The organism is Afipia dichlorophenoxyacetatis (genome assembly GCF_055386385.1).
On sequence record NZ_AP029250.1, the window covers coordinates 1,242,761 to 1,267,404 of the forward strand.

The 24,644-nt window shown below is 59.5% G+C and carries 23 protein-coding genes; 14 read left to right on the forward strand and 9 right to left on the reverse strand.

The genetic code is table 11. From position 1 onward, the window contains the following. The first annotated feature begins 54 nt into the window (after window positions 1-54). On the forward strand, window positions 55-930 hold the full coding sequence (gene ku, locus ACZ5C3_RS05760) for a non-homologous end joining protein Ku (RefSeq protein WP_464035959.1): 876 nt from the start codon (window positions 55-57) through the stop codon (window positions 928-930). Between the two features lie 78 nt (window positions 931-1,008). On the opposite strand, the gene ACZ5C3_RS05765 is transcribed toward ku, so the two are convergent. After that, on the reverse strand, window positions 1,009-1,503 hold the full coding sequence (locus ACZ5C3_RS05765) for a MarR family winged helix-turn-helix transcriptional regulator (RefSeq protein WP_464035960.1): 495 nt from the start codon (window positions 1,501-1,503) through the stop codon (window positions 1,009-1,011). A 177-nt stretch (window positions 1,504-1,680) separates the two neighbouring features. On the opposite strand from ACZ5C3_RS05765, the gene ACZ5C3_RS05770 reads away from it, so the two are divergent. Then, on the forward strand, window positions 1,681-2,106 hold the full coding sequence (locus ACZ5C3_RS05770; RefSeq protein ID WP_464035962.1) for an organic hydroperoxide resistance protein: 426 nt from the start codon (window positions 1,681-1,683) through the stop codon (window positions 2,104-2,106). A 51-nt stretch (window positions 2,107-2,157) separates the two neighbouring features. Here ACZ5C3_RS05770 and ACZ5C3_RS05775 read toward each other — a convergent pair whose 3' ends face one another. Next, window positions 2,158-2,922 carry an SDR family NAD(P)-dependent oxidoreductase gene (locus ACZ5C3_RS05775; protein WP_464035964.1) on the reverse strand — a complete coding sequence of 255 codons (765 nt, stop codon included), beginning with the start codon at window positions 2,920-2,922 and terminating at the stop codon, window positions 2,158-2,160. Between the two features lie 45 nt (window positions 2,923-2,967). Then, entirely contained in the window at window positions 2,968-3,609 is a 642-nt protein-coding gene (gene pdxH / locus ACZ5C3_RS05780) for a pyridoxamine 5'-phosphate oxidase (RefSeq protein ID WP_464035966.1), read from the reverse strand. A 180-nt stretch (window positions 3,610-3,789) separates the two neighbouring features. Here pdxH and ACZ5C3_RS05785 point away from each other — a divergent pair, with 180 nt between their 5' ends. From ACZ5C3_RS05785 to ACZ5C3_RS05795, 3 genes are all read left to right on the forward strand, one after another. Then, window positions 3,790-4,158 (forward strand): RT0821/Lpp0805 family surface protein, encoded by a 369-nt coding sequence (locus tag ACZ5C3_RS05785; RefSeq protein ID WP_464035967.1) that lies wholly within the window; start codon window positions 3,790-3,792, stop codon window positions 4,156-4,158. A 121-nt stretch (window positions 4,159-4,279) separates the two neighbouring features. After that, window positions 4,280-5,275, forward strand: a complete 996-nt coding sequence (locus ACZ5C3_RS05790) for a DnaJ C-terminal domain-containing protein (RefSeq protein ID WP_464035969.1) — start codon at window positions 4,280-4,282, stop codon at window positions 5,273-5,275. A gap of 320 nt (window positions 5,276-5,595) precedes the next feature. After that, window positions 5,596-6,471: a DMT family transporter gene (locus ACZ5C3_RS05795; protein WP_464035971.1), complete on the forward strand. Its 876-nt coding sequence runs from the start codon at window positions 5,596-5,598 to the stop codon at window positions 6,469-6,471. A 33-nt stretch (window positions 6,472-6,504) separates the two neighbouring features. Here the strand turns inward: ACZ5C3_RS05795 and ACZ5C3_RS05800 are convergent, their stop codons facing one another. After that, entirely contained in the window at window positions 6,505-7,275 is a 771-nt protein-coding gene (locus ACZ5C3_RS05800; RefSeq protein ID WP_464035973.1) for an anti-sigma factor family protein, read from the reverse strand. Window positions 7,276-7,305: 30 nt separating this feature from the next. Beyond that, on the reverse strand, window positions 7,306-7,797 hold the full coding sequence (locus ACZ5C3_RS05805; protein ID WP_464035975.1) for a sigma-70 family RNA polymerase sigma factor: 492 nt from the start codon (window positions 7,795-7,797) through the stop codon (window positions 7,306-7,308). Window positions 7,798-8,142: 345 nt separating this feature from the next. Here ACZ5C3_RS05805 and fabI point away from each other — a divergent pair, with 345 nt between their 5' ends. From fabI to ACZ5C3_RS05845, 8 genes are all read left to right on the forward strand, one after another. Next, complete coding sequence (gene fabI / locus ACZ5C3_RS05810) at window positions 8,143-8,961, forward strand: enoyl-ACP reductase FabI (protein ID WP_464035977.1); 819 nt, start codon at window positions 8,143-8,145, stop codon at window positions 8,959-8,961. A 9-nt stretch (window positions 8,962-8,970) separates the two neighbouring features. Then, a complete protein-coding gene (locus tag ACZ5C3_RS05815; protein WP_464035979.1) occupies window positions 8,971-9,564 on the forward strand; it encodes a histidine phosphatase family protein in 594 nt (197 codons plus the stop codon). Window positions 9,565-9,673: 109 nt separating this feature from the next. Then, on the forward strand, window positions 9,674-10,756 hold the full coding sequence (aroC, locus tag ACZ5C3_RS05820; protein ID WP_464035981.1) for a chorismate synthase: 1,083 nt from the start codon (window positions 9,674-9,676) through the stop codon (window positions 10,754-10,756). 45 nt (window positions 10,757-10,801) lie between these two features. Further along, entirely contained in the window at window positions 10,802-11,995 is a 1,194-nt protein-coding gene (locus ACZ5C3_RS05825) for an adenylate/guanylate cyclase domain-containing protein (RefSeq protein ID WP_464038266.1), read from the forward strand. A 139-nt stretch (window positions 11,996-12,134) separates the two neighbouring features. After that, window positions 12,135-13,304, forward strand: coding sequence for a GNAT family N-acetyltransferase (locus ACZ5C3_RS05830; protein WP_464035982.1), 1,170 nt, complete (start codon window positions 12,135-12,137; stop codon window positions 13,302-13,304). A 188-nt stretch (window positions 13,305-13,492) separates the two neighbouring features. After that, complete coding sequence (locus ACZ5C3_RS05835) at window positions 13,493-15,253, forward strand: chloride channel protein (protein ID WP_464035984.1); 1,761 nt, start codon at window positions 13,493-13,495, stop codon at window positions 15,251-15,253. 179 nt (window positions 15,254-15,432) lie between these two features. Continuing rightward, on the forward strand, window positions 15,433-16,941 hold the full coding sequence (locus ACZ5C3_RS05840) for a sensor domain-containing diguanylate cyclase (RefSeq protein ID WP_464035986.1): 1,509 nt from the start codon (window positions 15,433-15,435) through the stop codon (window positions 16,939-16,941). A 130-nt stretch (window positions 16,942-17,071) separates the two neighbouring features. Then, window positions 17,072-17,614 carry a hypothetical protein gene (locus ACZ5C3_RS05845; protein WP_464035987.1) on the forward strand — a complete coding sequence of 181 codons (543 nt, stop codon included), beginning with the start codon at window positions 17,072-17,074 and terminating at the stop codon, window positions 17,612-17,614. 65 nt (window positions 17,615-17,679) lie between these two features. Here ACZ5C3_RS05845 and ACZ5C3_RS05850 read toward each other — a convergent pair whose 3' ends face one another. Both ACZ5C3_RS05850 and ACZ5C3_RS05855 read right to left on the reverse strand, forming a co-directional pair. Further along, a complete protein-coding gene (locus tag ACZ5C3_RS05850) occupies window positions 17,680-19,371 on the reverse strand; it encodes a methyl-accepting chemotaxis protein (RefSeq protein WP_464035989.1) in 1,692 nt (563 codons plus the stop codon). A gap of 310 nt (window positions 19,372-19,681) precedes the next feature. Beyond that, window positions 19,682-21,364: a methyl-accepting chemotaxis protein gene (locus ACZ5C3_RS05855; RefSeq protein ID WP_464035991.1), complete on the reverse strand. Its 1,683-nt coding sequence runs from the start codon at window positions 21,362-21,364 to the stop codon at window positions 19,682-19,684. A gap of 417 nt (window positions 21,365-21,781) precedes the next feature. Between ACZ5C3_RS05855 and ACZ5C3_RS05860 the strand changes: the two genes are divergently transcribed. Continuing rightward, entirely contained in the window at window positions 21,782-22,624 is an 843-nt protein-coding gene (locus tag ACZ5C3_RS05860; RefSeq protein WP_464035993.1) for a DUF1194 domain-containing protein, read from the forward strand. Window positions 22,625-22,633: 9 nt separating this feature from the next. On the opposite strand, the gene ACZ5C3_RS05865 is transcribed toward ACZ5C3_RS05860, so the two are convergent. Both ACZ5C3_RS05865 and ACZ5C3_RS05870 read right to left on the reverse strand, forming a co-directional pair. Continuing rightward, window positions 22,634-23,872, reverse strand: coding sequence for a class I SAM-dependent RNA methyltransferase (locus ACZ5C3_RS05865; RefSeq protein ID WP_464035995.1), 1,239 nt, complete (start codon window positions 23,870-23,872; stop codon window positions 22,634-22,636). Between the two features lie 21 nt (window positions 23,873-23,893). Then, complete coding sequence (locus tag ACZ5C3_RS05870; protein WP_464035996.1) at window positions 23,894-24,625, reverse strand: TlyA family RNA methyltransferase; 732 nt, start codon at window positions 24,623-24,625, stop codon at window positions 23,894-23,896. Between the last annotated feature and the right edge of the window lie 19 nt (window positions 24,626-24,644).

The window sequence follows — 24,644 nt, forward strand, 5'->3', positions numbered from 1 at the left end:
CCCCGATCCCGGTTGAGGTTCCATTCCCGCCCGTGCCATCCCCGGAGGTTACCGATGCCGCGCCCGTACTGGAAAGGGACGTTAAAGCTGTCACTCGTGATGTGCCCAGTGGCGCTTTACCCCGCTTCCAGCACCGTTGAGCGGACCCGATTTCACATGATCAACACGGAGACCGGCAATCGCCTCAAACAGCAGATGGTTGATGCCGAGACTGGTGATGTGGTGGAGAGTGAGCAGAAGGGCCGCGGCTACGAAATCAGCAAAGGCTCATACGTCCCGATCGACAAGGGCGAGCTAGACGCGGTTCAACTCGAGAGCAATCACACCATCGACATCGACAATTTCGTGCCGCGCGACGAGATCGACCGCCGCTATCTCGATCACCCCTATTACATGCTGCCCGACGGCAAGGCCGGGATCGAGGCTTTCGCGGTGATCCGCGACGCCATGAAGGATCAGGATCGCGTGGCGCTGGGACGTGTTGTGCTTGCGAACCGCGAGCGCATCGTGGCCATCGAGCCGCTTGGCAAAGGTTTGCTGGCGACGACGCTTCGCTATGCCAGCGAGGTGAGGGATGAGGCGGATTTCTTCGATAAGATCAAAACGCCGAGAACGTCGAAAGACATGATCGATCTTGCCGTGCACATTCTTGACAGCAAGGCCTCTCACTTCAATCCCGAAAAATTCAAGGATAAATACGAGACAGCGCTGAAGGCGCTGGTGAAGCGCAAGGCTTCCGGGAAGACGATCAAGCAGCCTGAGCCTGAAGAGAGGCCGGCCAACGTCATCAATCTCATGGATGCGTTGAAACAAAGCCTTAAAGATAAGACCACATCTTCACGCGCGACGCGCCGATCCCGCACAACGTCTTCGCGCCGGACCGCCAAGAAAGCCGGCCGTTCGACGGCTAGGCACAGGAAGGCGAGCTAAAGCGTTTTCGAGCGAAGTGGCTGCCGGTTCGCGTGAAGAAAACGCGTCAAAGAAAAAATCTGGAGCTTCGGTTCTGATTCAATCAGAACCGAAGCTCCAGGCTAGCTTGCTGCTTGGCGCGTTTGCCTGCGCGTCGATGAGCTTGTCGCGAAGCGCTTTGACTTCGGTGGTCAGCTTGATGACGTCGGGCAGGGTGAGGCCGGTCGCACAACCGATCGCTTCTGGAATGCTTTCGGCCTTCTCCTTCAGCGCGTGTCCTTCGGCCGTGAGCTGGATGCGGACCACGCGTTCGTCCTCGCGATCGCGCGTACGGCGGATCAGTTGCGCGGCTTCCAGTCGTTTCAGCAGCGGCGTCAGCGTGCTCGATTCCAGCAGCAGCATGTCGCCGATATCGCCCACGGTCTGATCGTCCTTTTCCCATAAGGCGACCATGACCAGGAATTGCGGATAAGTCAGACCGAGCGGGTCCAGCAACGGTTTGTAGAGCCGCGTCATCGCGTGCCCCGCGGAATACAGCGCGAAACAGATGAAATTATCGATCTTTAGAAAGTCAGCTGCGCTGGGCGACGCCATAGGCTCTTTCTCCTGGTTTCTTACTTAGGGCGCGCGCGATTGAATCGCGCAATCGTTTTTCGCGAAGCAGCTATGCGAATTTATACGGCGCACGATTAGATCGTGTACGATATAAAATACCTATCCGGTCCAATCGGTGGGGCCGAGAGCCGAGCTTCGAAACCAAGGGAGACTATGATGTCCGTAAACGTTCTCTATCGCACCCAAGCCACAGCTACTGGTGGTCGTGACGGCAAAGCTGCGACCAAGGATGGTTCATTCCAGGTCAATCTCTCGACCCCGAAAGAGCTGGGCGGAGCCGGCGGCGCGGGTAACAATCCGGAGCAGTTGTTTGCGGCGGGGTACGCGGCATGCTTCATCGGCGCCATGAAGGCAGTTGCGGCTCATGGCGGCCCGAAGGTGCCTGCGGATGCGACGGTAACGGCGGATGTCGGAATCGGTCCGCGTTCGGAAGGCGGCTTTGGCCTCGATATCGCGCTTGCGGTGTCCCTGCCGGGCCTTGATCGGGCTGCTGCAGAAGACCTTGTCGCCAAGGCCCACCAAGTGTGTCCGTATTCGAACGCCACGCGCAATAACGTCGACGTCAAGCTAACGGTCGTTTGACGACGGCAAACCAGTCGATCGGTCGGCCAATGGCCGATCGATCGTCGATCGTCAGACGTGTTGTCCGCCGTTGATGTGAATCTCGGCGCCGTTCACGTAGGACGATGTCTCTGTGCACAGCACGTAGATGATCTTGGCGACCTCGTCGGGCGTGCCGAGCCGGTGCATCGGGATTTGGCTATCGACGATCTTGTCAGTGCCGGGGGACAGGATCGACGTGTCGATTTCGCCCGGGGCAATGGCGTTGACGCGAACACCGACGCGGCCGAAATCTGAAGCCATTTCACGGGTCAGTGCGGCGAGCGCAGCCTTCGACGTTGCATAAGCAGCGCCTGCAAATGGATGCACGCGTGACCCTGCGATCGACGTCACGTTCACTACCGACCCCTTCACGGCCTTCAACTCTTCGATCAATCCTCGCGCGAGCATGATCGGTGCGAAAAAGTTGACGCGAAACACATGGCTCCAGACATCGACATCTGTGTCCACGGAGCCCATGCGCGTGCCGCCGACGCCTTTGGGCGAAATCGCCGCATTGTTGACGAGGGCGTGCAGGTGGCCGCCATTGAGCCGTTCGCGGATTTCGTCGATCGCGCGTGCGGTATCCTTGTGATCGGCCAAGTCCACCTGGATGTGATCTTCAGGACCAGCATCCCACGGGCACTGCTCGGGAAACGGATGGCGCGAACAGGTGATCACGCGCCAACCGGCGCTGGAGAACCGGATCACGGTGGCATGGCCGATGCCGCGGCTCGCGCCGGTCAAAAGCAGCGTCCGCTTCGGCGCATTGGAATCGGCTGGCGTGGGGTTTGGCATGGGAAAGGGTCTCTGCTGCGGGCTGTCGCGTTTACAGGCTGTTGATCACGGATAGAGCCGCACCTTATCCCATGCAGCGCTCGGGGACGCGCGGCGAAATTCGATGCGGTCGTGCAAACGGAATGGGCGATCGTGCCAAAACTCGAATGCCTGCGGGATGATGCGCCAGCCGCTCCAGCCGGGTGGGCGAGGGACTTCGCCGATGGCATATTTCGCGGCGTTGAGCGCAATCGCCTTCTCAAACGCCATCCGGCTTTCCAGCGGCTGGCTCTGCTTGCTGGCCCAGGCGCCGATCTGCGCCTGTTTGGGGCGAGTGGCGAAATAAGCGTCTGCCTCGGCAGCGGTCACGGTTTCGACCTTGCCGCGGATGCGGACCTGACGGCGCAGGGATTTCCAGTGAAAGAGGAGCGCGGCCTTGGGGTTAGTCGCGAGTTCGCGGCCTTTGGCACTGGCGACGTGGCTGTAGAACACGAAGCCATCAGCGTCATAGCCCTTCAGCAGCACCATCCGCACGTCCGGCAGTCCGTCGGCATCGACGGTGGCAAGTGCCATCGCATTGGGATCGTTCGGCTCGGATTTGACCGCTTCGGCGAACCACTCAGCAAAAAGCCCAAAAGGTTCCTCCGCGGCGGTGAAATCACCGGAAATTAACTCACTTGGGCTTTTGATGGTGTCTGGACCGTTCATGTTTGGAGTACCGGTTTGCGTCCCGCCGCGCCACTCAGCGCCGAGCCTTTGTTGTGCGTTCGTTCCTTATATAGGGTACGCGGCGCTCGCGGCCTATCGCCGATCCGCAAGCTTTTGCTCGCCGCCGCCTTTGTGATCATTGGTGTGTCCACAGGGGGATGCAGCTTCCGGCTGGGCAACATGTTCGCCAAGAACGACAAGAAGGAAGATCTCTCCGACGTCACGGGATCGATCGGTCCGGTTGTGCGGGTGAAGGACGACACGGATCTGACCGATGCGGATCTGGCGCTCGCCCGCAACGCTGCGTCCGACATCCTGACGCGCGGCGGCAAAAACGCCAGCCAGCCGTGGGAAAATCCTGAAACCGGTGCGCGGGGTTCGGTCACCCCTCTGGCGTCGACCTATACCAACGAGGGGCGGACTTGCCGTGACTTTCTCGCCAGTTACGTGCGCGGCAGCAATGAAGGCTGGCTGCAGGGCGAAGCCTGTCAGGATAGCAAGGGACAGGCTTGGGAAATTCGCAACATGAAGCCCTGGAAGCGGAGTTAAGCGATTGGAAACCGCCGCGACAGGTAGACCCGTTGCGGAAATGTGACGAAAACCCCAAATAAACCCCAACTACTGGATAAAGGCCTACCGGCCAGATTTGAATTCCAAGGAGATTCAACGAATGCGCGACCCCTATGAGGTCCTGGGGGTGCAGCGGGGTGCCAACGCCGCGGCGATCAAGAGTGCTTATCGCAAGCTCGCCAAGAAGCACCATCCCGATGCCAACAAGGACGACCCGAAAGCGGCCGATCGCTTCTCCGAACTGAACATGGCGAATGAGATCCTCGGCGACGAGGCCAAGCGCAAGCAGTTCGATCGCGGCGAAATCGACGCCGAGGGCAAACCGAAATTTCAAGGCTTTGAAGGCGGCGGCTTTCCAGGCGGCGGCGGAGCGCGTCGTGCCGGGCCGGGCGGATTTGAGTATACGTTCCGCCAAGGCGGAGCGGGAGCGGGGCCAGGCGGCGCCGGCTTCGGTGGCGGTGGTGGTTTCGAGGATATTCTCAAGAGCATGTTTGGTGGTCAGGCTGGTGCCGCGGGTGCGCGCGGCGGACGTGGCGGTGCCGATACGTTTGAGTATGAAACGCCGTTTGCGGCCGATCTTGATCTGAACGTCACCATGAATGTCGCGCTGGAGGAGGCTATACAAGGCGCGACGCGCCGCGTGCGGCTGCCGACCGGCAAGGAATTGAACGTCAAGATTCCGGCGGGCGTCGAATCCGGCCAGCAGATCCGGCTGAAGGGGCAGGGGCAGGAAGCCCCGGGCCATCGTCCCGGCGACGTGCTGATCACGGTGAACGTCGCACCGCATCCGTATTTCAAGGTCGATGGTGCCAACCTGCGGCTTGATTTGTCGATCACGTTGTATGAAGCCGTGCTCGGCGCCAAGGTGCGTGTGCCGACGCTCGATGGCGCGGTGCAGTTGTCGATCCCGAAGAATACGTCGAGCGGCCGCACCTTCCGCCTGAAGGGCAAAGGACTTCCCAACAAGGGAGAGCCGGGCGATTTGCTCGTCACCACGCGCATCGCATTGCCCGATGGCAATGACGCGGAGCTCGAGGCGCTGATGGAAAAGTGGCGCACCGATCATCCCTATAATCCGCGCTCCGATCTCGAATAACGCTGTCATTAATTCGAATACGATGTCGCCTCCGCGAAAGTGGAGGCGACATTTTATTAAAGCTGTGCAGCTGCATATCCAGTTGTCGCCGTACTTCCGCTAAAATCAAATCGTCCCGTCGCACAACGACTGTGGATTTGGCCCGCGGCTGCATGCCCAGCATGAAGCAGTCGCGGTGGTGACCAAAAGCGGCCGAAGTTATAAGCGGCGCATCGCGACTAATCTCCCGAATCCAAAGTTCGCCTGATCGTGTAGCGCGCTCCGTAATGGAGCGAACTTCTGACCCACCACACCAGCAGGATTCAAGGCCGCAACATTCGATGGATAAGAGATCTAGATGGATCGGCTTTACCTGCTTGGGTGTCACTGCGCTGGGATGGGGGCTTAACTGGCCCGGCATCAAGCTGTTGCTGCGCGAGTGGCCGCCATTGTTCGCGCGGGGGCTCGCCGGTGTGACCGCTGCACTTATTCTTGCCGGCATTGTGCTCGCGCGCGGCGAACGACTAAGCGTGCCGCGCGAAGCGGTGCCCCGGCTGTTGTTTGCAACGTTCACTAATGTGTTCGCGTGGATGGGCTTCACCACCATCGCGATGAAGTGGGTCAGCGTTAGCGAAGGCGCGCTGCTGGTCTACACCATGCCGATCTGGGCGACGTTGTTCGCGTGGCCGATCCGCGGAATGCGTCCAATGCCGCGCGACCTGATTGCCCTGTTCCTTGGGCTCGCAGGACTTGTGGTCCTGTTCGGCGGTCAGGGCTTTGCGTTTAGCCACGACAAGCTGGTGGGGATTTTTCTCGCGCTGACGGCGGCCATTCTGTTTGCACTCGGAAATGTGTTGAACCGATCGCAGATCCCGCTGTCACCGACCGCGCTTGTCGCCTGGCAGGTCGGCCTGGGATGTTTCGTGATGCTTGTGCTCGGGCTGGTGTTTGAGAGGCCTGATTTTCACAGGCTGTCCCCAACCGGCTGGACGGTCATGATCTACATGACGCTGATCCCGATGGGCGTGTGCTACCTGACTTGGTTCGAAACCTTGCGGCGTCTTCCGCCGGCATCCGCATCGACGGGAATGCTGCTGGCGCCAGTGATCGGCGTGGTGTCGGCGGCAGTTGTGCTCGGTGAACCGCTGGGTGCGCGGGAGATGATTGCTATGGTGCTGACATTGAGCGGCGTCACGATCGCGTTGCAGAAATCGTGACGCCTGCTTTCGTTCGGTAGGACGCGAGGAAACTTACAATCCTGCCTTTTCGTACTGGTCGTAGACCAATCGCGCCACGTGCTGCAGCCGGTCACGATCGGTTGGTCCCGATACCACGTAGCCGACGCCACGGTCGGCCCAGAACATGGCGCCGTTAGCGTCATTCGCCGCGTAACGCATCTGTGTCGCTTCAGTGGACGCACGCGAGGCGAAAATCGTAAAGCGCTCGCCCGATGCGTTCTCATACATCAGGAACGCTGCAGGCCCGGTGGGGCCGGGCAACAGCCGTCCGCCGACCAGCTTCAATCCGCTCGCGTCGAGTTCAGGCGCACGAACTTCATATCCGCAGCGCTTGGACAACCATTGCTGCAGATGTGCCCGTTCATTGCCCGCCACTTCCACAGGATGCCGAACCTCGACCACATAGAGTTTGTGGGCATCGAGCGCATCGCCGGTGAAATTCGCGAACATGGATTGCTTTGCCTTGGCGCCGTGCGCGATCCAGCCGACGCTGCCGCCGGCAACAAACGCCACAAGCGTTGCGGCGATGGCGCCCATCATCCAGCGCCGAGGTGGCCGTGCCAGTGCGTCGAGGGACAAGCGAGGCGGCACGGGCTCATCGGCAACCGCGCCATATTTGATCTGCAGCGCATCTCTCATCGAACGCCATGATGCGACCCGCGCTGCATCGTCAGGATGGGTCGCCAGCCACGCTTCGACGGCGCCGAGGCGCTCCCCCGGCAATTCATTATCCACATAAGCGTGGAGTTCGTCTTCGGTGACGGGAATGTTGCTCTCAATCATCAGAATATCTTTTCCGTCTTCAATCCGATTTCATTTAACACGCCGCAACGCCGGACGCTCGCCTTCCAGACTTGCCTTGACGTGTGCTCTTGCTCGGGCGAGACGCGACATCACGGTGCCGATCGGCACGCCCTGGATGTCCGCGACATCGCGGTAGCTCAAACCTTCCAGCACCACGAGCAGCAGCACGGCGCGCTGATCCTCTGGAAGCGTTGCCAGCGCTCGGGAAATATCCCGACCTTCGGCTTCCGTGCCGCTGGCGTCCGCCGTGGTGTCGTACAGTTCCGTCATCGTCGGTTGCCGGGCCAGCGAACGGCGGCGGTTCCGATTGAGATTGGTCAAAATCGTATACAACCAGGCCCGCAGGTCTCCGCCGATGAACAGTTTCTCCGAGCGCAATGCGCGAACCAACGTATCCTGCACCAGATCGTCAGCAAGATCGGTGTCGCGCGTTAGCGCTCGCGCATAGCGCCGCAAGGCCGGAATCAGGGTTTCGACGTTGTGGCGGAAATCGTGGTTCATCAGGGGCTCTGTGCGGGCCGGCACTTCCGCCCCGTTCTACAGTTAAAACACCGAAAAGACGGCACTATTCCGCGATTTCGCGTGGATAAGGTTAGCGATCACCAACCCTTGTCTAGTGTCCCGGTTCTAACGTTCGCATTACTTTGCAGCGCTCTCGTTTGCGAACGTTAGAACCAAAAGGGACACTAGCAACTTGATGAAACTAGTGCGCTTTTGGATTTGGCGTTCGTAATGAGGACTCGCTGCGATACTGATACGAACGTCAAATCCAGCGCACTCGCTTGAACGGCCATTGCGGCTATGTCATGAGGGACGCACGTTTCTCCGGCAATGGACATGAGCTAAATGGCTGAAAATATGGGCCTGATGCGCGGCAAGCGCGGTGTGATCCTGGGGGTCGCCAACAACCGGTCGATTGCCTACGGAATTGCGAAATCCTGCCGCGATCAGGGAGCGGAACTCGCTTTCACCTGGCAGGGCGATGCGCTGAAAAAGCGCGTGGAGCCACTGGCCAAGGAACTCGGCGCCATCACGCTCGGCCATTGCGACGTCACCGACTTCTCGACCATCGATGCGGTGTTCGACGAGGTGAAGAAGCAGTGGGGCAAGATCGATTTCGTTGTCCACGCCATTGCCTTCGCCGACAAGGATCAGCTCGACGGCCGTTACATCGAGACCACGGCGGATAACTTCTCCAAGTCGATGCTAATCTCGTGCTACTCGCTGACCGCGATCGCGCAGCGCGCCGAACACTTGATGACCGATGGCGGCTCGATCCTGACGCTGTCTTACTACGGCGCTGAAAAGTGGATGCCGCATTACAACGTGATGGGTGTCGCCAAGGCCGCGCTCGAAGCCAGCGTTCGTTATCTCGCGGCAGACCTCGGCGAGAAGAATATCCGCGTCAATGCAATTTCGGCGGGACCGATCAAGACCCTCGCCGCATCAGGCATCGGCGATTTCCGCTACATCCTGAAGTGGAACGAATACAACGCGCCCTTGCGCCGGAACGTGACGCAGGAAGAAGTTGGCGACAGCGCGATGTATCTGTTGTCCGACCTGTCGCGCGGCGTGACCGGTGAAGTGCATCACGTCGATTCCGGTTACCACATCGCGGGCATGAAGCGTCCCGATGCGCCGGATATCTCGCTGTCGAAAGAATAGTCTCCACGCATGCCTACCGTTTATTTCGTCCGCCACGGCCAGACCGAATGGAACGCCGCTGGCCGTTTCCAGGGTTCGCAGGACATCCCGCTGAACGACATCGGCAAGGGTCAGGCGGTTCGCTCCGGCGAGCTGCTGACTGACATCCTCGTCAATGATTCACATGATCCCGCGAAGATGCCGTTCGTGTCCTCTCCGCTCGGCCGCGCGCGCAACACGATGGAATTGCTGCGCGGTGCGCTCGGCGTCGCGCCGCACGGCTACGAACTCGACGATCGCCTGCGTGAAATCGGTTACGGGCACTGGGAGGGATCGACCCTGGCGCAGATGGAGGTCTCACACCCCGAGCTTTTTGCTGAACGGCAGGCCGACAAATGGGGCGTGCCGCCGCCGGGCGGCGAGAGCTATGCTTCCGTCACCATCCGTGTGCGCGACTGGTATGATTCCCTGTTGCAGGACACGGTGACGGTCTCCCATGGCGGGACGATGCGCGCGTTGCTGGTCGCGCTCGATGTCCATACACCCGTGAGCGCTGTTGATATGCTGGTGGAGCAAGGCGTGGTGTACGTGTTCCGCGACGGCCAGGTGACGAAACATAGTTAACGCTTCGTTAAAGTGGCACTTTAAGCGTATTTGACGCTCCCGACCCCGCGCGTTACGACATCGCATCAAAATCGCGTTTAGCGGTTTCACCGAGGTCGGGTAATTTCCTATGTCTTTCAATACGTTCGGCCACCTGTTTCGCGTCACGACCTTCGGCGAAAGCCATGGGGTGGCGATCGGCTGCGTTGTTGATGGTTGCCCGCCGCGCATTCCCTTAACGGTTGAAGAGATCCAGCGGGACCTCGATCGCCGCCGTCCTGGCCAGTCGCGGTTCACCACCCAGCGGCAGGAAGCCGATCAGGTGAAAATCCTGTCCGGCGTGATGGACACGGAGAACGGTCAGGTCACCACCGGCACCCCGATCGCGCTCTTGATCGAGAACACCGACCAGCGCTCGAAGGACTATTCCGAGATCAAGGACAAGTTTCGTCCTGGCCACGCCGACTTCACCTATGAGGCGAAGTACGGCCTGCGCGACTATCGCGGCGGCGGGCGTTCGAGCGCACGCGAGACCGCGACGCGTGTTGCGGCCGGCGCCATCGCACGCAAGATCATGCCTGGTCTGAATGTGCGCGGTGCGCTGGTCCAGATGGGCCCGCACAAAGTCGATCGCGCCAACTGGGACTGGGAGGAGGTCGATCGCAATCCCTTCTTCTGTCCGGACAGGGCGAAAGCGGAATTCTTCGCCGAATATCTCGACGATATCCGCAAGAGTGGTTCGTCCATCGGCGCGGTGATTGAAGTGGTCGCCGAAGGTGTTCCGGCGGGGCTCGGCGCGCCGATCTACGGCAAACTCGACAGCGATCTCGCGAGCGCTCTGATGAGCATCAATGCTGTCAAAGGCGTGGAGATTGGCGCAGGCTTCGGCGCCGCCGAACTGCACGGGGAGGACAACGCGGACGAAATGCGCATGGGCAACGACGGCCCGGTATTTCTGTCCAACCATGCCGGCGGTATTCTCGGTGGCATCTCCACCGGTCAGGCGGTGGTGGCGCGCTTCGCGGTGAAGCCGACATCGTCGATCCTGACGCCACGCCGCACCATCGATCGATCCGGTGCGGATACCGACATCATGACAAAGGGGCGTCACGATCCGTGTGTCGGAATTCGTGCAGTTCCCGTTGGTGAAGCCATGATGGCCTGCGTGATCGCCGATCACTTCCTGCGTCATCGCGGCCAGGTCGGAGGCTAGTAACTAGGCTTGACCCCGGCTCGCCAGGTAAAGCAAAACTGGCGCATGGTGACCGGTGAACTTCAAAGCGTTGCGGACTGGTTGATCGATGGCGCGCGCTCGGCGTCACGTGTTGATGATTTCATGGCGCAAACCTGCGAGCGGATGGTCGATTGCGGCGTTCCACTCTCGCGGGTCGGCGTGTTCGTCAGCACGCTTCATCCCAACATGATCGGCCGCAGTTTCATCTGGCGTCAGGAATCCGGCGTCAGCATGGGAAGCATGGCCTACGGTTCCGAGGAGTCGGACGATTATCTGTCGAGCCCGCTGTCGGTCGTGTTCGAGCAGGGGCTGGAGGTGCGGCGCCGGCTGTTGAACTCCAACGTTGGCAACTCGCCGTTCCTGGCTGAAATGCGCGCCTCCGGTGCGACGGATTACATCGCTCTTCCGCTCCATATGTCCGACGGCGAAGTCCATGCGTCGAGCTGGCTGACCAAGGATCCTGACGGTTTCAGCGATGCGCATATCGACGGTATGCGATCACTCCTGCCGCCGTTGACGCGCATGATCGAAATCTGGCTGTTGCGCCGGACCGCTGCGGGACTGCTCGACAACTATGTGGGCCCGCGGGCGGGCGCGCGTATTCTGGCCGGACAAATTCGCCGGGGTCATACGGAAGCCATGCATGCCGCTATCTGGCTCTCAGATCTACGCGGCTTCACCCCGCTGTCGGACCGCCTGTCACCTGAGACGGTTGTGAATGTGCTGAACACTTATTTTGACTGCCAGGTTGCTCCGATCCTGAAGCGCGGCGGCGAAGTCCTCAAATTCATGGGCGACGGGTTGCTGGCGATCTTTCCCATCGCAGAGAACGAGGGGGACGCGGCGACCGTCTGCAGCCGGGTCCTTGAGGCCGCGCGCGAATGCCGGGCCAATGTCGAAGCCATGCGTTACGAAACCGGTTCGGAAATCCTTGATAGTTTCCGTTTCGGGCTGGCCTTGCATACGGGCAAGGTGCTGTACGGCAATATCGGCGGCGGTGATCGTCTCGATTTCACCTGCATCGGGCCGGCCGTGAATCTGGCTGCCCGGATTGAAAAAATCACCAGTCGGCTCAATCGCACGGTTCTGGCGTCCACGGATTTCGTCCGCCACACGGAGGGGGAGTGGACAGATCTCGGACTGTTTTCCGTGGCGGGGTTTTCTGCCGACGAACGGGTTTACGGTTTGCCCGAGGAGACGAGCGGCGGGTCGAATTGATGGGGTCTACGATACTTCTCAAGGGGATTATCGGGCACCGTCATCATTTGTGATTGGTCACTGAACAAAACCTGCGGAATCAATATGGTTTTTGAAAGCATAGCGCCAACGACGGCGCGAATGTTTCGGATCATATTTCATGACCCAAGCCATTTCAGGCGATATCAGCGCGTCCTTTTCTTTACGCATTGTCACGCGCGCCGAGTTGAAAGATTGCGATGCTTGGACGTCTGCGTTCGCGGCGTCCAGGAAAGACCATCGCTACTACGAGATTGTCGAAGACACTCTGCGCGACCAGTTCGAATATGGTTATCTCGCCATCGTCGATGCTGCAGGGACGATCCGTACGGTACAGCCGTTCTTTCTTCTGGATCAGGATTTGCTGGAGGGACTTGGCCCGGAATGGCGATCAGTGTCGTTCATCCGGCGATACTATCCGCGATTGTTCAAGCTTCGCACGATGATGGTCGGCTGCTCCGCGGGTGAAGGGCATCTTGCTGAGGGCGATGGCCTGCCGCCTGCACTGATCGCAAAAATCCTGTCCGATGGCATTGTGCAGATCGCACGCTCTATTCGTGCTCGCATGATTGTTCTGAAGGAATTTCCCGCGGAGTATCGTCACCTTTTCAATTGTTTGCTCGAAAAAGGCTTCACCCGCGTTCCCAGCATGCCGATGACCATCATGGATACTGGTGGTTTTCCCGATTTCGATGCGTACGCGCTCGGTAAGCTAAGTGGCCAGACCCGCCGGCAGTTGCGCAAGAATTTCAAGGCGACGGAAGGCATCGAGATCAGCATGAGCGTGACCGACGATGCCGGAAGCTCCGTCGGTGAGATACACCGGCTGTATCTGCAGGTTTTTGAGCGATCAAAACTTCACTTCGAGAAATTGACTGAGGATTACTTCCGTCAGCTCGGGACGCGGATGAGCGACAAGACACGCTTCTTCTTTTGGCGTCGCGACAATGTGCTGGTTGCTTTTGCCCTGTGTATGGTGGAGAGCGGTCAGCTCTTTTACGAATATGTCGGGTTGGAGTATGGCGTTGCGCTCGATTTGCATCTCTATCATTACGTGACGCGTGATCTCTTCAATTGGGCCGTTTCGAACCGTTTTTCTTGCATTCGCAGCACTGGGCTGAACTATGAGCCGAAGCTTCGCTTGCGCCATCGTCTCGATCCGATCGATCTGTATGTCCGGCACACGTCACGGCTTGCCAACGCCGTTCTCAAACGGGTCCTGCCGCGGATTGTCCCGGCGCGGTACGATGCGGTGCTGAAGAAATTTCCCGATTACGGCTCGCTATGGTGAGCCATTGTCACCGGCCGTTTTCGCTAAAGGACTATGGTCACACAAGGTTCACACGAGCGTGACGGCTCCTATGATCTCCGATGGGTCTGCAAACCGCGATTGAGGTGATTTTACGGGTAGCATTCTCTGTCGGGAGGCGTAAAAGCCGCCTTAAATCCTACGGTTGCTCATGTTTCAAACCTAGCTCGATGGTCCCCTCCGGCTTTTATCTCGAAGCTCCGCGAAGACTGCGGGCGCTCGTCAGGGCGCGTGAATCCAGCCTGGTCGTGATTGCGGCGTTGATCGGCGCGATCTCTGGTCTGCTGGTGGCCGCCATGAGCGCTGCGGTGGAGTTACTCCACGTCGTGTTGTTCAACATTCCGATGGGCGCACGATTATCCGGTCAGATCTCGATTGACCCGGTGCGTGCCATCGCCGTGCCTGCCCTGGGCGGCCTTGTCCTCGGATTGGTTCTGTTAATCCTGCTGCGATGGCGTCCGGGGCGCGAGATCGACCCGATCGAGGCGAACGCGTTGCACGGCGGCTATATGTCGTTTCGCGGCAGCATCATCGTGGCGCTGCAAACCATCTGGTCGAGCGGCGTTGGCGGCTCGGTCGGGCTAGAGGCGGGCTATACGCAGCTTGCGAGCGGTGTAGCGTCGTCCGTAGGCCGCGGCTTTCATCTGCGACGTGTGGACCAGCGCGTGATGGTCGGGTGCGGCGCGGCCGCGGCGATTGCCGGTGCGTTCGGAGCGCCTCTTGCCGGCGCCTTTTATGCTTTCGAGCTTGTGCTCGGCAGTTATGCTCCCGCGAGCCTTGCCCCGATCGGGATTGCGGCGGTCACCGGCTATGCCGTGACGCACGCCTTTGCTCCGCTGTCCTTAGGGATCGTGGTCCGACAGGTCGGCGAAGTCATGGGGCAGGATCTCGCCATCGCAAGTGCTCTCGGATTGCTGGCGGCGCTGACCGGCATCGTCATCATGCGTGGCGTCGCGTTATTCGATACGCTGCTATCCAAAATCAGCCTGTGGTCACCGCTGCGTCCGGCATTTGGCGGTTTCATCGTCGGCCTTCTTGCGCTCATCACCCCGCAGGTGCTCGCTTCGGGCCATGGGGCACTGCATCTCAACAGCATGGTCGTGCTGCCCGTCACCACAATCGCCATCATCTTTGTGCTGAAGGCTTTCGCCTCCATTGTTTCGCTTGGTTCCGGCTTTCGTGGTGGGTTGTTCTTTGCGTCGCTACTGCTCGGATCGCTGGGAGGACACTTGTTCGCCGCGGGCCTGTCCGCCGTGTTTCCGCACCTGAGTTTCGATCCCAACGTCTACGCTATTATCGGGATGAGCGCGTTGTCGGCTTCGATTATCGGCGGCCCGCTGACCATGTCCTTCATCGCACTTGAGACGACGGGGAATTTCTGGCTGACAACGGCAGTGTTGATTGCGGTGATTGTTTCAATGCAGGTCACACGCGAGTTGTTCGGCTACTCCTTTGCGACCTGGCGTTTTCACCTGCGTGGCGAAACTATTCGCAGTGCTGCCGATGTCGGCTGGATCAGGGATCTCACCGTGAAATCCATGATGCGAGCCGATGCGGTGACAGTCGATGCGGACACCTCCATCAACGATTTCATCATCAAATTTCCATTGGGATCTAAAACACAGGTGGTGGGCATCGATGCAAAGGGAAGTTATGCGGGGGTGATTTTTGTTGCAGAGGCGCACGGATTGAAAGACACGCCCGGAGCAAGCGTGAAAGAGGTCTTGCGCTATCGTGACGCGACATTATCGCCGGACATGAATGTGAAGCAGGCTGTTGCTGCGTTCGATGCCGCTGAAGCGGAATCGCTTGCGGTGGTGGATTCAGCTCATCAGAGCAGGGTGATTGGAATTCTCACCGAAGCGCATACGCTGCGGCGATACGCCGAAGAGTTCGACAAGCATCGGCGCGATGTTCTCGGCGAAATATAACTTTCCTGCGCGCAGTTCCACTTATTCGCGTCTTGGTTGAGGATTTTAGCAAACCATTAACAGCGACTTGCGGGAAATTACCGCAGCGCGGCTCCGTAGACGCCCAATTAGCAAAATCAATGCAGATTCACGCTGTTTTTGGTCGATTTGGGAGCGGAGAGTTGGAATTCCTGCGGTCAATGCTGATGCATTCCAGCCGGACTTTTGTCTGGTCGGCGACCGCATGCGGCCTCGTGGTCTTGCTCTCGTTCTTTGCCGCGATCGGTTATGATTTCTACCGGGCAACTATCGAGATGAACGAGCAGGCGGCGATGAACATCGCGGCGCTTGCCAGCCAGACCATCGAACGCGACATCGAACTTTACGATCTGTCGCTGCAGTCGGTTCTCGATGGCGTGAACGATCCCGATATTCTCTATCAGGAACCGGCATTGCGGCAAAAAATCCTGTTCGACAGATCGGCTACAGCGCCCGGTCTGGGTTCGCTCACAGCTCTCGATGAAAACGGAGATATTTTCCTCGACTCTCATGGGTTTCCTCCGCGGCGGGGAAATTTTGCTGATCGCGAGTATTTCAATATTCACAAGACCGCTGCGATCGGTATGTACGTCAGCCAGCCATATATGGCGCGATTGCAGAATAATGTTTGGAGCATCTCGGTCAGCCGGCGCATCAACAAGCCAGATGGCGGTTTTGGCGGCATTGTGTCGGGCACGATACGGCTCAGCTATTTTGAGCGGATCTTCAACAAGGTCGCCATGGGTCCGCATGATTCGATCGTGCTGCTCAGGACCGATGGCGCGCTGGTGACGCACAGCGCGTACGTCACGGATCACAAGGTTGGAGCCGATTGGCGCGCTGCACCAGTCTTTGCTCATTTAAAGGATGGCCCAGAAGGAACATTCGCCAGCGACCATTCGATGGATGGAATTCCGCGCCACTTCGCGTTTCATAAAGTTGGTCGGTTGCCACTGATCGTGGTCGTCGGACTTTCCACCGATCAGATTCTTGCGCCCTGGCGATCCAAGATGGCGGTGCTGGCCGGCATATTCGCGATCATGTCCACCAGCGTGCTCATTCTCGTATGGATGCTCGAAAGCGAACTTCGGCGCCGTGCTGCAGCGGAGAAGGCCGCCGAGTTGCTGGCCCGCACGGATGGCCTCACTAAACTTTCAAATCGCCGCTGGTTCGATCGCGGGTTGGCGCGTAAATGGAGTCGAGCCGCGCGCGACGGTGGGCCGATGTCGCTGTTGATGATCGACGTCGATCATTTCAAGTCGTTCAACGACACTTATGGACATCAGGGCGGTGATCGCGTCCTGCGGGCTATCGCCGGCGTTATCAGCGAGTGCATCAGGCGGCCCGACGATCTTGCGGCCCGCTACGGCGGCGAGGAGTTTGCAGTGGTGTTGCCGAACACTGACAGTCGCGGGGCAAGGCAAGTGGCCGCCTCCATTCTTGACGGCGTGCGTGCCCTGCAGGTGGGGCATGGCGGCAGCGAACACAGCGTCGTGACGGTTAGCATTGGATTGGCGACAGCGATGCCGGGTTCCAGTGCTGCCAAACCGCTTCTTCTGGTTCGGGAGGCGGATGCCGCGCTTTATCGCGCGAAGGACAGCGGCAGGAACACCTGCGTGTCCGATGCGACACCGCTCAATTCGGAAACGCCGATTAGCCGCGCAGGCTGATGAGCGCTACAAAACGATTACAGCCAGCATCAATTTCCTCTCAATAAAATTTTAGCTGCGCGAGACGCAATAAATCTCTGCACACAACGTTATCAATCATGGGGGCGCACACCTTCTGTGGGAGTGAGCCATGTTCAGAACATTTATGATCGGAGTTGCCGCGGTTGCGGCAATTGCCGCGTATTCGCCAAATGACGCCTATGCGCGCGGCGGAGGCGGAGGTGGCCACGGCGGAGGTTTCGGCGGCGGCGGTGGTTTCCACGGCGGTGGCGGCTTTGGTGGTGGTGGCTTCCGCGGTGGAGGCTTCGGCGGAGGCTTTCGTGGCGGAGGCATGATGGGCGGCGGTTTCCGCGGCGGTGGTTTCGCTGCAGCACCGGCTTTCCGTGGTGGAAGTTTTGCTGCGATGCGCGGGGCTGGTTTTGGTGGTCCCCGTTTCGCTACTGTGCCCGGAGGCGCGCGCTTTGCCGCCATTCGCGGTGCGGGATTCCGTCACGGCTTCCACCGCGGGCACTTCCGGCGCTTCGCCCCGTTCGCAGTCGGCTTTGGCTTTGGTTGGCCGTACTACAACGACGACTACGGGTACTACGACAACTACGATTACGGATGTTACGATCTGCAACAGGTCCCGACACGTTATGGCTGGCGCTGGCAACGCGTTTATGTCTGCGGTTGAGACACCCTCAAAAATAAAATCGGCGGCCTCGCGGCCGCCGATTTTCTTTAACGGGGTAACGTCGATCAGGCGGCGCGAACCGTCGTCAGGAACTTCTCAACTTCGGTCTTGAGGCGGCTGCTGTCGCTGGACAGCATCTGCGCCGAAGACAGTACCTGACCGGACGCGGCCCCGGTTTCGCCGGCACCGCGGCTGACGTCGGCAATGCTGTTTGCGACTTCGCCGCTGCGTTGCGCCGCGTACTGCACGTTGCGGGCGATTTCCTGCGTCGCAGCGCCTTGTTCTTCCACCGCGGCCGCGATGCTTGAGGAGATTTCGGAGATCATGTTGATGGTCGTACCGATTTCCTTGATCGTCGCGACCGACTCCTGGGTTGCCGATTGCATACCGGCGATCTGGGTACTGATCTCGTCGGTGGCCTTCGCGGTTTGAGCTGCCAGCGCCTTGACTTCGGAGGCAACGACCGCAAAGCCACGGCCGGCTTCGCCTGCGCGGGCAGCTTCGATGGTGGCGTTGAGCGCGAGCAGGTTGGTCTGTTCGGCAACGGCCGTGATCAGCTTCACCACGTCACCGATGCGGGCTGCGGCCTGCGAGAGTTCGGCGATGCTGGTGTCGGTCTTCTGTGCCTGACGCACGGCCTCATTGGCAATGCGGCTGGATTCCTGAACCTGACGGCCGATCTCGGCGACCGACGAGGTGATTTCCTCGGTGGCCGTGGCGACCGACTGGACGTTGCCGGAAACTTCCTGCGACGCGGCCGCCGCAGAGCCGGAGACCTTGCCGGTGCTTTCCGCGGTCATGGTCAGGGTATTGGCTGCAGCCTCGAGCTCGGTAGAGGAGGACGAGAGCGACTCGACCATCTCGCCGATCAGCTTCTCAAAATCGCTCGTGATCCGGTCCACGCGCTGGCCGCGCTGGATCTTGGCTTCCGCATCGGCTGCGGCGGCTTCGTCGGCCTCCTTCTTGGCGATGAGGGCCTCTTTGAAGACCTGAAGCGTGTCCGCCATGGTGCCGATTTCGGTCTTTTCGCCCTGATGCGGGACCTCGGCGGTCAGGTCGCCTTCGCCGAGTGCTTTCATCGGGACGACGATCGAATTGATGCCGTTCGACACGTCACGGACGAGGTAGAAGCCGATGAGGAGACTCGCCACGACTGCGAGAGCCAGCGAGCCGATCACCAATTTGAGGGCGAACGCGTAGCTGTCGTTCGCGTCCTTTCCGGCCTGCTCGGCGCCCTTCTTGTTCAATTCGATATCTTGCTTCAGGATTTCGTCGGCCTTCAGTCCGATCAGGTTGACCGTGGTTGTGTTCAACTCGTGAGCTTCATGGGTCGACGTCGCGTCGGCTCTGTTGGAAATCGTAATGATCTCCTTGGCGGCCGTCTTGTAGCGATCCCATTGTTTGCCCCACTCCTCATACAAGGCGCGCTCCTCGGGTGAAGCAATCGTCGGCTCATAAATGGCGCGGATTTTATTATTGCTGGCAATGATGCTGTCCAGCAGGGCTTCCTGCGCTTTCTTCTCATCGATCGTTTCCGACAGCATATGCTCGCGGATCACATTGCGATAGGTAATGACGCCGGCGCGGAGATCGCCCAAAGCCTGGATAGCGGGAAGCCAGTTCGTCTGAAGGTCGACGGCGTTTGCATTGATTGATCGTATCTTTTGAAGCGCGAGCAAGCCCATGGCTGTCATGACGATCAGAAAGAATGCGATAACGGCCGTAATTTTTGTGCGGATGGAAGTCCTGGAAAACATGACGTGTATCCTTGGGCTTTCTTAAGCCGTTGAGACAAGGTGCTGGCGCCTGGAAAAAGGCCGCGGGTGGGCGAACGGAAGCAATGCCAATCGAATGCCAATCGCTTCACAACGGCTGGAATTCGCAAATCCCACTTTCGCCACATTGGGTGAAGGGTTGGTAAAGGTACGCTGGTGTTGGGCTCAGGCAGCCGCAGTTTATGCGCGATGCCTGCGCGGGGCGGCTCTGCATTCAGCGAATATGGAGTTGTTCGCCTAACGAAAACGGCGGCCAGAGGCCGCCGTTGACGCGAAGCTGATGTTCGGGAGATCAGGCGGCCCGGATGGTGGCCAGGAAGTTGTGAACCTCAAGCTGAAGGTGGTTGCTTTCTTTCGAGAGCGATTGGGCGGCGCTCAGGACCTGAGCGGAAGCGGCGCCCGTTTCGCTGTTGCCGCGATCGACATCCGCGATATTGGCAGCCACCTGGGCGCTGAGCCCGGCGGCCTGCTGGACGTTGCGGGCGATTTCCTGGGTCGCTGCTCCCTGTTCCTCCACGGCTGCCGCGATGGTCGAGGAAATCTCGGACATCAGATCGATAGTGGAACTGATTTCCTTGATAGTCGCGACCGAATCCATCGTCGCGGCCTGCATGCCGGCAATCTGGGTGCTGATGTCGTCGGTTGCCTTGGCGGTTTGAGAGGCGAGCGCCTTGACCTCGGAAGCCACCACGGCGAAGCCGCGGCCGGCTTCGCCCGCACGGGCGGCCTCGATGGTGGCATTCAGCGCAAGCAGGTTGGTCTGTTCGGCAATGGCCGTGATGAGCTTGATCACATCGCCAATGCGGGTGGCGGCCTGCGACAGCTCGCCAATGCTGGCATCCGTCTTCTGAGCCTGTTGAACAGCCAGTCTGCCTACACGGCTCGATTCCTGTACCTGCCGGCTGATTTCATTGACCGACGAGGTGAGTTCCTCGCTGGCGGTTGCGGTCGATTGGATGTTCTCGGAGACGTTTTGCGACGCGCCCGCGGCCGAATTGGAGAGCTGTCGGGTCAGGTCGGCCGCATTGGTCAGGGTGCCGGCAGTGGCTTCCATCTCCGTCGAAGCCGATGACAACGAGGCGATCATCTCACCGATCATGGACTCGAATTTGCGGGTGGCGCTGTCTACGGTCTCGGCCCGGCGCATTTTGGCGCCGGCCTCGTGTGCCGCGACCTCGTCGGCTATGGACTTCGCGACCAGAGCGTCCTTGAAGACCTGCACGGCATCGGCGATCTGACCGATTTCGGTGGCTTCTCCCTGGTGGGGGACTGCCACATTCAGATCGCCAGTGGCGAGGGTTCGCATCGGCCGGAGAACAGAGCTAATTCCGCGGGCGATATCGCGAACGATGGTAACGGCCGCGCACAGCCCGATCACGACGATGACGGCGAGAACACCGAGCACGATGCGGAACGCAAGCGCGTAATCACTTTTTGCTTTTTCTCCGGAGAATGCGCCGCCCTTTTCGTTCAGGTCGACCAGCTTGAACAAGACGTCGTCCATGGCGCGGCCCGGCGGCGTCGCCTTGTCGGTGTTGATCTCAACAGCCTTGGCAAAATCTCCCTTAGCGGATGCGGCAATCACCTCGTTTGCGGCATCGCGGTAAGCCTTCCAGAAAGTGCCCAACTCATTGAAAAGCGCCCGTTCTTCTGGCGAGGAAATCAGCGGCTCGTACTTGCTGATGGCAAGATCGTAAGCCTTGACCCGGTCGTCGAGAGCTTTGTTGATGCTTGCCTTCTTCTTCTCGTCGGCGATCAGGATGTGATCACGCAAAATCGCCCGATACCGCGAGGCTTGAATGCGCAGTTCGCTGATCTGGCGAATGCTTGGCAGCCAGGTCATCTGGATGTCCTGGGCTGACTCGTTGATCGCCCGCATCTCGTAGATGGCAAAAGCGCCTAAGGAAATCGGGGCAATCAGCAGAACGGAAACAAGGGCAATCAACTTGGTGCGAATTGAAAACTTCGAAAACATTACGGTTTCCCTTGGGCTGCTTGATCTGCACGCAAACGAAAATGGGCATATCGAATGAATTCGAATGCCGGGCAGCGGGGTCGTATCGGCAAGTTCCAGTCGGACAATGACGCGAAATGTGCGTAATCCGCATAGATCAGCCTAAAGAAATTGCGTGAACTGTTGGTAAACGACCACCTTTCGGGCCGCCGAAGTGATTGAAAACAAGGCAAATCGCTCAAGACGGCGGCTAAATTCCTGGGGTCCAAGACCGTCTGAAGGCGAAATGGGCGGACACAGATACGTGCGTAACGCAGGTTCCCGCTTTTCCGGCTCCGTCGGTCGTGACACCATCTAGTGCGGTGGTTCAGAAGTTCGCCTGATTTTTTCTGCGAGTCCTTCCGGCGAACTTAGATCTCAGTCCAGGGGAGGGTCGCCATGCGTTGGTGTATCTCGATCGGAGTGGTTCTCGCCGCGGGAGCATTGTTGGCGGGGGACGCGGCAAGCGTGGCGGCGCCAAACGCAATGCCGGTGCAGGCTCAGAAGGTCGACGAAGCCAAGCGTGTCGATGTTGAACTGATCCTCGCTGTCGATGTGTCCTACTCGATGGATATGGACGAACTGGCGATCCAGCGTGAAGGCTATGCCGGCGCGATCACCTCTCCTGAATTCCTGCAGGCGCTGAAGACCGGTCCAACCGGCAAGATCGCGGTGACATACTTCGAGTGGGCCGCCTCCAACGACCAGAAGGTCGTCATGTCCTGGCGCCTCATCGATGGTCCGGAATCCGCCGACGCCGTTGCCGAGGAGATTTCGAAGGCGCCCTTGCGCCGCGCGTCGCGGACTTCGATCTCGGGCGCGATCAATTTCGCAATGCCGCTGTTCGAAGCCAATGAGTATCACGGTCTTCGTCGCGTGATCGATATCTCCGGCGATGGTCCCAACAACAATGGCGAGCCGGTGACCATCGCGCGTGACGCCGCGCTCGCCAAGGGCGTCACTATCAATGGCCTGCCGATCATGGCCAAGGAGACCAACTACGCGACGATGGATATCGAAAATCTCGATTGGTACTATGAGGATTGCGTGATCGGCGGAGCAGGATCGTTTGTGGTGCCGATCAAGAGCAAGGAAAAATTCAAAGAGGCCATCCGCACCAAGTTAGTCATGGAGGTCGCGGGCCGCGTGCCGGAGCCACGGGTTATTCCCGCCGCGACACGCGAGCCTCGTGTGTCATGTCTTATCGGCGAGAAGATCTGGCAGGAGCGGTGGGGGCGTTGATATCCTGATTCAGCGACGGAAGCGCGCCACCAGCTCGACATGCGGTGTGTGACGAAACTGATCTACAGGCGTGACGGTGTCCAGTTTAAACCCGCCATCGAGAAGGATGCGTGCGTCGCGGGCGAATGTCGTCGGATTGCACGACACAGCCACCACCTGAGTAATCTTGCTCGCGGCGAGCTGTTGCGATTGCGCCTGCGCGCCTTGCCGCGGTGGATCGAATACGACGCAATCAACGTCCCGCAGCTCCTGCGGCATCAATGGGCGGCGAAACAGATCGCGTGCTTCGGCTTTGATCGGCTTCAGTCCTTGAGTGTTCTTGACCGCGTGCTGCAGGGCCGCCACGGCGCCAGCGTCACTGTCGAACGCGGTGACCTTGAATTTCTCCGCAAGCCTCAGGGCAAACGGGCCGAAACCGCAGAACAGATCAGCGACATGCTTTGCGCCCTTGCAGAAGGTGAACGCTAGCCCGGCCAGCACTTCCTCGCCTGCCAGTGTTGGCTGCATGAATGAGCCCGGTGGCAAGTTGATTTCCGCCTTGCCGATGCGCACGACGGGTGGCCGGCGCATGATGACCAGTTCGCCATGGCGCGTGAGGCGTGCAAGATCATGCTTTGCCGCGAGCTTCGACAATGCTGACAGCATTGCAGTATTCAGCGGCCCTGAGCCTCGCACATCGACGTCGAGGCCGTTGTTCGCAGCCGTGATCTGGATGTCGAGCGGCTTGCTGACGGGCTTGAGCAGTTCGGCAATCTCGTTGGCCGCTTCAACGGCGCCACGCATGGCCGGATCAAGAATAGGGCAATGGTCGATGGCGATGATCTCATGTCGTCCAGCCGCGGCGAAACCGACGCGGAGCACGCCTTGCTGGCTTTGCCGGGCATGCATGGTCATGCGCCGTCGGCCGGTGCCATGGGCGTCGATTAGATTCTCCACCTCGCAGGAGATGCCTGCGTGTGTGAGCCTGTCGACGACAAGCTGCCGCTTCCAGTTTCGGTACGCGCTGTCATGCCAGTGCTGGATCGCACATCCGCCGCACGTGCCGAAATGCGGGCAGAATGGATCGATGCGCTCTGGGCTTGCTTCGATGACGTGAGCCAGTGACCGCCGATCGTCGTGGCCGGGTGAGGGAAGAACATCGACCGTCTCGCCACCCAGTGCATAAGGCACGTAAACGCTCGTGCCGCCGATGAGGGCCACGCCGTCGCCGAAATGGCCGATATGAGCGATGGTGAGACGTTCAGACATTCAGAGCCATCTCATAAGTGATCAGCCGCGCCGCGCGCCGAGGAAAAATTCCATATTGCCGTCACCACCTGTGATGGATGATGGAAATACCTTGATATCAGTGCAGCCCAGCGAGGCCACGAACTTGGAAATGTCGTCACAGACCGCGCGATGCACTGCCTCATCCCGAATGATGCCCTTCTTTGAGTGCTTACGATCCGCTTCGAATTGCGGCTTGATCAGCGCGAGAAGATGCATCGGCGCCGCGGCCAGAGGTAACACCGCGGGCAGCACGTGTTTGAGGGAAATGAAGCTGACATCGATCACCACGATGTCGGGACGTTTCTCCAGACGCTTGCCCGCCAGCGAGCGAATATCAGTTTCTTCCATCGAGATGATTTTCGGATTGTCGCGCAGGCTCGGATGAAGCTGCTCCCGGCCGACGTCGATGGCATAGACGAGGCTTGCGCCATAGTTCAGCAACACCTCGGTGAAGCCGCCGGTCGATGCGCCGACATCGACACAGACATGATCTTCGATATCGATGGGATATTGCTCCAGCGCACCGGCGAGTTTGACCCCGCCGCGCGACACCCAGGGATGGGCCGGCTCGGCCTCGATCACGGCGTCCTCCGGAATCGTCTCCGATGGCTTGGCGATCGGCTTGCCGTTGGCTGTCACACGGCCTGCTTCGATTGCGGCCTGCGCCTTTGCGCGGCTCTCGAACAAGCCGCGCTCAACCAACAACAGGTCTGCGCGCTTGCGTTCGCCCATGCCCTTCTTTCGGATACTA

Bases quoted from the DNA above. Each gene is read 5' to 3' on its own strand.
- ku (WP_464035959.1), top strand. From the start codon at position 55: ATGCCGCGCCCGTACTGGAAAGGGACGTTAAAGCTGTCACTCGTGATG.
- ACZ5C3_RS05765 (WP_464035960.1), bottom strand. From the start codon at position 1,503: ATGGCGTCGCCCAGCGCAGCTGACTTTCTAAAGATCGATAATTTCATC.
- ACZ5C3_RS05770 (WP_464035962.1), top strand. From the start codon at position 1,681: ATGTCCGTAAACGTTCTCTATCGCACCCAAGCCACAGCTACTGGTGGT.
- ACZ5C3_RS05775 (WP_464035964.1), bottom strand. From the start codon at position 2,922: ATGCCAAACCCCACGCCAGCCGATTCCAATGCGCCGAAGCGGACGCTG.
- pdxH (WP_464035966.1), bottom strand. From the start codon at position 3,609: ATGAACGGTCCAGACACCATCAAAAGCCCAAGTGAGTTAATTTCCGGT.
- ACZ5C3_RS05785 (WP_464035967.1), top strand. From the start codon at position 3,790: ATGTTCGCCAAGAACGACAAGAAGGAAGATCTCTCCGACGTCACGGGA.
- ACZ5C3_RS05790 (WP_464035969.1), top strand. From the start codon at position 4,280: ATGCGCGACCCCTATGAGGTCCTGGGGGTGCAGCGGGGTGCCAACGCC.
- ACZ5C3_RS05795 (WP_464035971.1), top strand. From the start codon at position 5,596: ATGGATAAGAGATCTAGATGGATCGGCTTTACCTGCTTGGGTGTCACT.
- ACZ5C3_RS05800 (WP_464035973.1), bottom strand. From the start codon at position 7,275: ATGATTGAGAGCAACATTCCCGTCACCGAAGACGAACTCCACGCTTAT.
- ACZ5C3_RS05805 (WP_464035975.1), bottom strand. From the start codon at position 7,797: ATGAACCACGATTTCCGCCACAACGTCGAAACCCTGATTCCGGCCTTG.
- fabI (WP_464035977.1), top strand. From the start codon at position 8,143: ATGGCTGAAAATATGGGCCTGATGCGCGGCAAGCGCGGTGTGATCCTG.
- ACZ5C3_RS05815 (WP_464035979.1), top strand. From the start codon at position 8,971: ATGCCTACCGTTTATTTCGTCCGCCACGGCCAGACCGAATGGAACGCC.
- aroC (WP_464035981.1), top strand. From the start codon at position 9,674: ATGTCTTTCAATACGTTCGGCCACCTGTTTCGCGTCACGACCTTCGGC.
- ACZ5C3_RS05825 (WP_464038266.1), top strand. From the start codon at position 10,802: ATGGTGACCGGTGAACTTCAAAGCGTTGCGGACTGGTTGATCGATGGC.
- ACZ5C3_RS05830 (WP_464035982.1), top strand. From the start codon at position 12,135: ATGACCCAAGCCATTTCAGGCGATATCAGCGCGTCCTTTTCTTTACGC.
- ACZ5C3_RS05835 (WP_464035984.1), top strand. From the start codon at position 13,493: ATGGTCCCCTCCGGCTTTTATCTCGAAGCTCCGCGAAGACTGCGGGCG.
- ACZ5C3_RS05840 (WP_464035986.1), top strand. From the start codon at position 15,433: ATGCTGATGCATTCCAGCCGGACTTTTGTCTGGTCGGCGACCGCATGC.
- ACZ5C3_RS05845 (WP_464035987.1), top strand. From the start codon at position 17,072: ATGTTCAGAACATTTATGATCGGAGTTGCCGCGGTTGCGGCAATTGCC.
- ACZ5C3_RS05850 (WP_464035989.1), bottom strand. From the start codon at position 19,371: ATGTTTTCCAGGACTTCCATCCGCACAAAAATTACGGCCGTTATCGCA.
- ACZ5C3_RS05855 (WP_464035991.1), bottom strand. From the start codon at position 21,364: ATGTTTTCGAAGTTTTCAATTCGCACCAAGTTGATTGCCCTTGTTTCC.
- ACZ5C3_RS05860 (WP_464035993.1), top strand. From the start codon at position 21,782: ATGCGTTGGTGTATCTCGATCGGAGTGGTTCTCGCCGCGGGAGCATTG.
- ACZ5C3_RS05865 (WP_464035995.1), bottom strand. From the start codon at position 23,872: ATGTCTGAACGTCTCACCATCGCTCATATCGGCCATTTCGGCGACGGC.
- ACZ5C3_RS05870 (WP_464035996.1), bottom strand. From the start codon at position 24,625: ATGGGCGAACGCAAGCGCGCAGACCTGTTGTTGGTTGAGCGCGGCTTG.